At 54.6% G+C, this 7,390-nt stretch carries 5 protein-coding genes; 2 read left to right on the forward strand and 3 right to left on the reverse strand.

Features of this window, described 5'->3' with window-relative positions:
* Window positions 1–152: 152 nt before the first annotated feature.
* Window positions 153–1,016: a TIGR03435 family protein gene (locus GSQ80_RS04010; protein WP_158786238.1), complete on the reverse strand. Its 864-nt coding sequence runs from the start codon at window positions 1,014–1,016 to the stop codon at window positions 153–155.
* A gap of 314 nt (window positions 1,017–1,330) precedes the next feature.
* Window positions 1,331–1,663 (reverse strand): hypothetical protein, encoded by a 333-nt coding sequence (locus GSQ80_RS04015; RefSeq protein ID WP_158786239.1) that lies wholly within the window; start codon window positions 1,661–1,663, stop codon window positions 1,331–1,333.
* Between the two features lie 1,675 nt (window positions 1,664–3,338).
* On the opposite strand from GSQ80_RS04015, the gene lepB reads away from it, so the two are divergent.
* A complete protein-coding gene (gene lepB, locus GSQ80_RS04020; RefSeq protein WP_158786240.1) occupies window positions 3,339–4,172 on the forward strand; it encodes a signal peptidase I in 834 nt (277 codons plus the stop codon).
* 294 nt (window positions 4,173–4,466) lie between these two features.
* Entirely contained in the window at window positions 4,467–5,327 is an 861-nt protein-coding gene (locus GSQ80_RS04025) for a TIGR03435 family protein (RefSeq protein WP_158786241.1), read from the forward strand.
* 493 nt (window positions 5,328–5,820) lie between these two features.
* Here GSQ80_RS04025 and GSQ80_RS04030 read toward each other — a convergent pair.
* On the reverse strand, window positions 5,821–7,390 hold a 1,570-nt coding region (locus GSQ80_RS04030), incomplete at its 5' end, for an alpha-amylase family protein (protein WP_158786247.1).

Raw genomic sequence — 7,390 nt, forward strand, 5'->3', positions numbered from 1 at the left:
TAGATTATGGTCATGGTCTACCACTACGTAAAACCCCGAACGGCAAATCGGGGCGATTTCACAAAATTGCTGGGGAGGTTCCCGCAAAACGGGGTTTTCGGCAACTACGGCTCGAACTTGCCGAAAATGCGACTTTGCAGGAGCTCGCAAAGTTAGTTCGCCGTCGGGCGTGCAGCGTGCTCCACAACCAGCACTTGGGTCGGAACCTTCGCCGATTGGAGTTTCAAGCCTAGCTGCGAGCGCACAGCCTCGAAGAGATCAGGAGCAGGTTCTCCGGTGACCTGCGACGCAGTTATTGGCGGCTGACCATCAAACTGACTCTCATTCGGGAGGAAGGTGAGCTGAAAGTCAAATCTACCTTTGAGCCCGCTGCGATCAACGACGGGCCGGTCAAGCACCACTTGCTGCATCATCTGGCAGAACTCGCCGAGGGCCGCATTTCGCGCAGGCAAGATTACCCCATTTGGCGCGCGATTAAATTCGAGGCTTGGGTAAGGGCTTGTGCGCGTAGACGGCGTCAGGTTCTTCGGTCCGGATTTGTCTACAGTGAGCACGTAAGACGCAAGGTCGCGTTGCTCCCGGCGGAGCGTGAGCGCAAACCGGTCGGTAAGCAGGTTGCGGATCATCGCAATCCACCCCGCACTGCCCGGATCCGCTTCGCCGGGATGAGTCCCTGCAACGTCGAACTTTTCTGTCCGAACCCAGTTGGGAGCGTCAATGATTTGGCTAGGGTGGACGCCGTAAGTGAGATCAATCAAATCAGCTAAGGAAACGTCGTGAGCGAAATAGACGCGACCCGCAATGCGAAAATATCTTCCGGGCTGTGCTGGATCGGTTGGCTTTATGGTTGCCACTTCAAACGAAGGGTTCGGGTTCGTAGATGGCGACTGCGGTGCGGTCGCAGTGGGCTTATCGGCTGCCGCTTGCGCAACGCAGGATGGTCCCTGAGATACAAAAGAAACGCCAAGTCCCGCAGCCAGAAACGATAGGTAGATTTTGTTCTTCCAGAAGCTCACATTGACTCTCCTCGGCGCGATCTATTACGAAGACGCGCGACTTAGAGATTCGCTCGGAAATATTCTATGCAGTACGAACGGCATCTTCTGACATCACCAACGAGGCATCCACGGTCTTCGTTCCCTGAAAACGGCGTTATAGGAAACTACGGCCCGAAGTTGCCGAAAACCCGACTTTTAGGGAACGAGGAACAAGTCTTCCAATACAAAAGCTCGGTATCGTCATCCTGCTATGCAGATGGTCGAGTGTTGACGACGTAAGGCGGATGTTCCGATGCTCGACGAGGTCGAGTACGCTGCGCTGGTAGTTTGAATTACTTCAGGCTGATCTTTACCTTCTTGAATACGTCAGCGAGCTGCTTGGCGGTAAACTTGCTTACGTCCGCACAAATGATCCTGCGTTTTGCGGGATTTGGGGCATCGTTATCGACATGGTTTTCCAGCTGCAAAGCAACAGGAATCTCCCCAACCGGTCGTAGATATGCCTTGTCGTCGAAATACAGTCCCACTCCGGTGCTGAGTTGCTTTAGCGTGCAGCGTGACGCCATACCTCTGTGCCTGGTGAGAAAGTCGGCCACTGCTTCTATGCGCGCAACACGCACAGCGAGCTTATTCAACTTGTTTTCTAGATTTTTCTCGTCGGTCATCTCGCTCAAACCCCGTTTTGCAGCACCAACCAAACGCCAGAAGCAATGATGCGATGTTACTCAGTCTTCGCATCGATCATGCTACCGCACCGGACAAAGAAGGACCGCAATTCCTTGAAACGGCGTTTTCGGCAACTACAAATCTAGAGCCCTCACCATTCCTCGGAAATGGGTTTGGTGAGGGCTTATCTCTTGTTTAAGTTGTCAATTTGTTTAGGTGCGAGTCCTCCTCCCGTGACAAAAGGTACAGGCATATGGGGAAGACGGTCGCAGGTTTAAACAAGCACAGTGCAGGCTAAAGCGCTGGTGATGTGTTATCGGTGATTTGAGCCTCTGAAGCGCGTGTGCGAAGACAGTCAAAAGGAGCGTCAACAGCGACATTCACGAACTATACACAGCAAAAGCTCAGTAAAACCATAGCTCGTAACGCTGAACGCCAGTAGGCAATAGTGTTTGAGACCACACCACAACATCTAGTTGTTTTATACTTGACGCGTAACAGATCAGACGTCAGTATCAGGTGCAGGCGAGGATGGAGAGCCTCCAAACCTCACCTGCACGTCCTCGCCACGCGTTCCCGAGTCCCAAGGTAGGCTCCAAACCTGCCTTGGGAGAGCGCTTTGGCGGCAAAATCAGATTCGTCGCAATGTGTTGTTGCAGTCCGATTGCGAATCTGAGGTAGTGTGCAATTGTACGAGGGCTGTGTCAACACCATATTCTGCACAGCCATAAACTGTTGGTTCTCCGCCTCATTAGGCGCTGTTGAGCTCTTAGGACACGTGGTTCCGCACGATACCCACAGCCGGCTGGCCTTGATTTTCGTTTGCCCGACTTACCTCAACGAACCCTGCCTCCTCCAACATGCCAGGTCCGTAATGGCCTGAGCCACGAGCATCAGGTCCTGAGTACCGAAGTCGCTGCGCAACCCGTCATAATGTTCCAACAAGGTAAGCAGACCAATGTGCCAGAGGTCATCGGTGCAATCCTGCTTGACGGGTACACCTTACTCGACCCCCTGGCGAGGTCAAAGGTCCTCGCCATTGCCTAAAGAGATTGCCCGGGCGCCAACAAATGAGAACGCGAACGTCCATGCTTCTGAGATGCAAGTGATCCGATGATCCGCAGTTACCACCCGGTTGTCAAATGCGGAACGAAAGAATCGAAGTTGCCGAAAATGCGTGCCGATTCAACCGGTCGATGCAACACTATATCTAAACAGCTGATCCACGAATGCTTACCCTGAAGAATTGATCTATTTGACCGATTCGGCCAAAGCTAGCCAGGGTAAGGCTCCGGCCTGATCTAACCCTATCCAGCGTTTTTAGCTTTTGTTTTCAATGAAGGTGGGTCTGAGCTGAGTGTTGCATCGACCCATTGAGACCACCCGACTTTGCGGGAGTTTCGGCGAACCGCTTGTGTTATCAGTCAACACAACAGCGTTTATCGTTACCGATCCTGAAAATGACGCGGAAGTGTTTACTTCTATTTAACTTCCGAATCGGCCACTAACCGCTATCACGCCGAATCATCCGGAGAATTCTACGTTGCACAGGGATTTGATAGACTCCGGTCAAGACGCAAAGTCGACGATAGTCGAACGTACATGAAATCATCCCTTTCGAAGGGACAGCTGCGAACGCCCTGGGGCTCGCCAGCCTTCATGAGGAGCCCTTGGATGCGCCCAGCGACGAAGACTTCTCCTGTTTCAACGAAGCCCGCAGCTTCCGCCAAGATCAATCAGGAGGAGACTCCTTTCGAGGCGCTGGCCAGCATCTGTTCAGTTCTGGTGGTGGGTCTGTTCATTCAGGCCTTCTTGGCTCAGAACTACGTCATTCCGTCAGGCTCGATGGAGAACACGCTGCTTGTGGGCGATCACCTGGTCGTCGACCAGATCACACTAATGCCGCCTACTTCGTGGATGCCGCTCATCAGGTATCGCGAGCCGAGGCGCGGCGATATCGTGGTCTTCCACAAGCCCGTCAATCAGCCTGGTATTGATGCCACCGACGCCGACGGAACACCGCAATACACTCCCCTGGTGAAGAGGTTGATTGGCGTACCGGGAGATCATATTCATTTACGCAACGGCATTGTGTTTATCAATGGAGTCGCACAGCCGGTGGGATTTGCGCAGCCGACAACGACGGATAACTTCAACGAGTTCCTCGACGATTTTCCCGCAGTACCTCCAGCCGAAGTGCCTGGGTCAGCAGAGTCGTGGGCCGTGAACTTCTCGAGTTATATCCAGGATGGCAATCTGGTGGTTCCACCTGGCATGTATTTCATGATGGGCGACAACCGGCACAACAGTCTGGACTCGCGCTACTGGGGCTTCGTGCCGCGCGCTAACATACTTGGCCGTCCGCTTTTCAACTATTGGTCTTTCGAGGCCGCAGACGGGCAACTTGAACAAACAGGATTCGGTCACCAGCTCGCGTGGATCGGCCACGTTCTGGTGCGGTTCTTCCCAGACACGCGCTGGAGGCGGACTTTCCACGTTGTTCGTTGAACCGAAATTGTGAGATATCGATTTGATCTTGGTGCGCTCCGGTCGTATGACCGCCTACTCAGCAATTACTACTTGTGCACTACCCGACACCCAGCCGCAGTTTCTTGCCAGGATTACTGCCCAGAAGTCGGCTTCTGTGACCGATCACAGCCAGCCAGTCGGTCGCGCCCGCAATACGGCGTTTTGTCGAAGTTCGATCTGCTGGATAGGCTGGTCTGGCCAACTTAGACAAAACCCGACTTTCAGAGAGCTTGTACACTAAGGCGAATCTGGTGCCCATGGAGCGGCATAGCCATGATGAATCGGAAAACCTGTTTGGACGTGATGCTCGCATTAATAGGAGTGGCTTGCACGGTTCCAATGAACGGTCAGATTCTTCATGCCAGTGGGCCGCTGCCTTCTTTTGAAGTGGAGACGGTCAAGCCCTGGAAAGCGGCCCCTCGGCCGATGACCGCTCCGGGGTCGGCATCCGTTGTCCCCATCATGATCGACCCGGGCCAGCATGCTCAACGTCAGGAGACGGATCGTGTCTACTTCACCGGCCAGGTGGGCCTGCTGATCATGAAAGCCTATAACCTTCCCATAGGCTCTGAGAGGCGGATTCTGAAAGGACCGCAGTGGGTTGAGAGCGAGAACGATCGTTACGCGGTTGAGGCAAAGATAGACGCTTCGCGGTTTGCGGAAATGCAAACAATGACTCCAGAGCAACAACAGGAGCAGGTAGCTCTTATGGAGCAGTCTTTGCTTGCCGAACGTTTCAACCTCAAGGTTCACTTTGAAATACGGGGGGAAACTCCGGTTTACGCGTTAATCATTGCAAAAGGCGGCCCAAAGCTAACCCCGTCCAAAGACAAAGAGACGACTTCGCTTTCCGCTCGCAAGGATGAGATGATCGCCGAGGCAGTGACCGTCGATCAGTTCGCGCGCTCGCCACTATGGACGCCCATTGGAGACCGGTACGTCGTGGATCAAACCGGCCTTACGGGAACGTACGATTTCACGTTGAAGTGGAGATCGGACCCGCTCGATGAATCCGGGGATTTACCGGATTTGTTCAACGCCATCCGGGAGCAACTTGGGCTGAAGGTTATCGACTCGAAGGCTCCGCTGGAAGTCATTGTCATTGACCACATTGAGCGTCCATCGAAGAACTGATAGTAGGCTCCAGAAAAACGATGTTTTCGGAAAGTTCAGATCGAAAAGCAACGCGCATTGAGGTAAATTCTCAACATGGTTTTTACCAAACGGCTTCGCGATAGAGTTCGACGGGGAGAGATCACCAGTTCCGTCCGCATCTGGATGAGTCCCCGCGTGAGCGTGGGTCGGCGATACCGTATGGAAGAGGGGGAGATCGAGGTAGACTCGATCGAACCGATCGGATTTCCCGACATCACTTCGGAGATGGCCCGTGAGTCTGGATTTCTCGGCGTGTTGGATATGCTCAAAGTCGCCAAGCATGGCAGGGGTGAGAACATCTATTTAGTGCGCTTCCATTTTGTGCCTCCGCCAAGGGCCAGGGCCAGCGCCGCCTCCAAAGGCAGCTCTACATCGCCAAATCGGTCAAAGTGAAGCGAGACAGCGTTTTCAGCAGTATCCCCGAAGTTGCCGAAAATCCGACCTTGCAGGAATTTCGGTGGACGTCCACGGCTCAAGCATCATCCCGTTTCAGTAGATAGTCCAAACCGCAGACGCGAAACCAGCGATATCCATAGGGCTCCATCACGATCGCATGCTTGCCTTTCTTATTCGGTTCGCTGTGATCGTTCGAGAGCAGATTTACCAGCACGCAACCCTCGCCATCATGTTCCAGGGTCATCCGTATTTCCGTTGGAGCTCCCTCGAGGTTGTGCACGCATACGACCGCATTGTTACGCCACTCGTATTCCATGGCGAGAACTTTCTCAGTCCCTGTACTCACGAACCGAAAGTCGCCCCATCCGATCTCTGGCACCTCTTTGCGCATGCGGATCATGCGCTCCATCCAGTTGAGTAGTGAGTTCGGATCGCGGCGCTGATCCGCCGCGTTCAGATGATCGAAGCCATACGGACCGTGGTCGATGACGGGAAGAATCGGGTGTTCGCTCTTGGTGAATCCAGCATTCGGCTCCGTGGACCATTGCATGGGCGCACGCGCGCAGTTTCTTTCTGGAAGGCGCAGGTCGTCTCCCATGCCAATCTCATCGCCATAGCGAATGACGGGCGTCCCGGGAAGCGTGAGCATGAGGCTATAGGCCAACTCGAGGCGTCTCCTGTCGCCGCCGAGCATGGGCGCCAGCCTTCGTCGTATTCCGCGTTTGTAGAGCTGCATTTCCGGCTCGGGGCCAAAGGCGTCGAAGACGGTTTGCCTCTGCTGCGGTTCAAGCCGCCCGAGATCGAGTTCGTCATGGTTCCGAAGGAACTGTCCCCACTGCGCAGTAGCTGGCCGTGGCCTAGTGTCCTTCATGGCCTTGACGAGCGGTCGGGTGTCGGCGCTCGCAAGGGCATAGAAGAGATGCTGGTTGACGTCGAAGTTAAACATCATCTGAAGTCGCTCGCCCGCCTTGCCGAAGTAGTTCATGTCGGTTCCGGGCAGGACGTTGGCCTCGGCCAGGATGATGGCCTCGCCCTCGCGCCAGGTGAGAAACTGGCTGAATTCACGAAGCATGTCGTAGTGCTCCACGGGCTTCTGGCCTGCGTCCGCACCCTTAGCCGAAATTACGAACGGGACAGCGTCCATGCGAAAGCCGGAGACGCCAAGCTGCAGCCAGAAGCCCATGATCTTGAGGATCTCGGCCTGTACCTCGGGGTTTGCGGTGTTGAGATCGGGCTGAAAGTCATAAAAGCGATGAAAGTAATATTCCCCGGCCACTGCGTCCTTATCCCACGTTGAGCGCTGCACTCCTGGGAAGACGATCCCTTTCGCTGCGTCCTTTGGCTTCTTCTTCGACCAGACATACCAGTCGCGGTACCTTGATTGTGGATCGCGGCGAGCGGACTGGAACCACGGGTGCTGATCCGAGGTATGGTTCACCACAAGGTCGATCAGAACGCGCATGCCGCGCTGCTTGCAGCCGTGGGCGAATTCTACGAAGTCACCCATAGTTCCATAGCGCGGATCGACGCCGTAGTAGTCGGCAACATCGTAGCCGTCATCGCGTCCCGGTGAGGGCTGAAAGGGCATCAGCCAAATGGCGGTAACACCCAGGCCCTGCAGGTAATCAAGCCGTCGCATGATGCCC

The organism is Granulicella sp. L46 (genome assembly GCF_009765785.1).
Taxonomy (GTDB): Bacteria; Acidobacteriota; Terriglobia; order Terriglobales; family Acidobacteriaceae; genus Granulicella.